The organism is Promicromonospora soli (assembly GCF_014653785.1).
Lineage (GTDB): Bacteria > Actinomycetota > Actinomycetes > Actinomycetales > Cellulomonadaceae > Promicromonospora > Promicromonospora soli.
Genome location: NZ_BNAS01000003.1, coordinates 136,218 through 138,060, shown reverse-complemented (window position 1 = coordinate 138,060; position 1,843 = coordinate 136,218). Strand labels below are relative to the sequence as shown.

Genomic DNA, 1,843 nt, shown 5'->3' with positions numbered 1-1,843 from the left:
GTCGGCGTCGCGTCAGACGACCTGCGCGGCCTCGTCGAAGCTGAGGCGCGGAGCGCGGGGGCGGGTGGTCTCAGCACCCTCGGCCGCGCTGACGTTGACGACGAGGAGGCCCTTCCAGCCGTTCTCGGCGAAGAACTCCGCGTCGATCTCTTCGTAGATCCCGTGCATCGGACCCGCCGACAGGCCCGCGGCACGCAGGCCCACGATCAGGTACCCGGCCTGGATCAGGGCGTTGGTGCGCGCCGTGCCGGCACGCGCCTCGTCGTCGCCCGCGAAGATCTCGCGCGCGCCCGGCATGTGCGGGATCAGGACGTCGAGGCGCTCGTGGAAGTCGGGGTCGTACGCGAGCACGAGGGTGACCGGCGCCTTGGCGACGCGCTCCTGGTTGCCCTCGGGCACGCGGGCGACGAGGCGCTCCCGGGCCTCCGGCGTACGGACGACCAGCACTCGCAGCGGGCTGACGTTCATCGAGGTCGGGCCCCACTTGATGAGGTCGTAGACGGCGGCGAGCTGCTCGTCGGTCACGTCCGACTCGGCGAAGGACGTCACGGTGCGTGCGGTGCGGAACAGACGGTCGGCGGTCGCGTCGTCGATGGCGAGGCCCGAAGCCTCCAGAACGGTGTTGGTCATACCGTCGTGAACAAGTTGCTCCCACGTACATTTCCAGATTCAACAGTGACGTCCCGCACGTCGGCACGTCACAGGCGCCCATCACGACCCACGATCGCCGGGGAACTAGGCTGGAGCCCATGGCAGAACCCCTGGTGCTCGGCATCGAGACCTCCTGCGACGAGACCGGCGTCGCGCTGGTCCGCGGAAACGAGCTGCTGGTCGACGCGGTCGCGAGCTCGATGGAGGAGCACGCCCGTTACGGCGGCATCATCCCCGAGGTAGCCAGCCGTGCCCACCTCGAAGCGATGATCCCCACGATCCAGAAGGCGCTCGGCGAGGCCGACGTCGACCTGTCCGAGGTCGACGCGATCGCCGTAACAGCCGGCCCCGGCCTCGTGGGGCCGCTCACGATCGGCGCGTCTGCCGCGAAGGCCCTGTCGATCGGCCTGAACAAGCCGCTGTACGGCGTGAACCACGTGATCGGGCACGCGTGCGTGGACCAGCTCGTGGACGGCCCCCTCCCGGAACGGGCGATGGCCCTCGTGGTGAGCGGCGGGCACAGCTCGTTGCTGATGGTGGACGACATCGCCACCGACGTCACGGAGCTCGGCTCCACCCTGGACGACGCCGCGGGCGAGGCCTTCGACAAGGTCGGCCGCCTGCTCGGCCTCCCCTACCCCGGCGGCCCGCACATCGACCGGCTCGCGCGCGAGGGCGACCCCACGGCCATCCGGTTCCCGCGCGGCCTCACCGCCGCGAAGGACCAGGCCAAGCACGCCTACGACTTCTCGTTCTCCGGCCTCAAGACCGCGGTGGCCCGCTGGGTCGAGGCACGTACCGACGCCGGGCAGGCCATCCCTGTGCACGATGTCGCCGCGTCGTTCGCCGAGGCCGTCGCCGACGTGCTCACCGCGAAGACCATCGCCGCCTGCCACTCGCACGGCGTCGACACGCTGGTGATCGGCGGCGGGTTCTCCGCCAACAGCCAGCTGCGCGAGATGGCGGCCAAGCGCTGCGCCGAGGCCGGCATCGAGCTGCGCATCCCGCCGATCCGCTACTGCACGGACAACGGCGCCATGATTGCGGCGCTCGGCTCCGCCGTCGTCCGCGCCGGGGTGGCCCCGAGCAGCCTGGACATCCCGGTGGACTCGTCGATGCCGCTGACCACCATCACCGTCTGAGCCGCAGTCGCGCCTTCGGTGGTCGAGCTTGTCGAGACCGGTCTCGACAA

Annotated in this window: 2 protein-coding genes; one reads left to right on the top strand and one right to left on the bottom strand. The window is 70.6% G+C overall.

Annotated elements, in window-relative coordinates; translation table 11 throughout:
- Positions 1-12: 12 nt before the first annotated feature.
- Complete coding sequence (locus IE250_RS10820; protein WP_189669309.1) at positions 13-630, bottom strand: malonic semialdehyde reductase; 618 nt, start codon at positions 628-630, stop codon at positions 13-15.
- Between the two features lie 119 nt (positions 631-749).
- Here IE250_RS10820 and tsaD point away from each other — a divergent pair, with 119 nt between their 5' ends.
- Positions 750-1,793 (top strand): tRNA (adenosine(37)-N6)-threonylcarbamoyltransferase complex transferase subunit TsaD, encoded by a 1,044-nt coding sequence (gene tsaD / locus IE250_RS10815; protein WP_189669308.1) that lies wholly within the window; start codon positions 750-752, stop codon positions 1,791-1,793.
- Positions 1,794-1,843: the final 50 nt, after the last annotated feature.

Bases quoted from the DNA above. Each gene is read 5' to 3' on its own strand.
- IE250_RS10820 (WP_189669309.1), bottom strand. From the start codon at position 630: ATGACCAACACCGTTCTGGAGGCTTCGGGCCTCGCCATCGACGACGCG.
- tsaD (WP_189669308.1), top strand. From the start codon at position 750: ATGGCAGAACCCCTGGTGCTCGGCATCGAGACCTCCTGCGACGAGACC.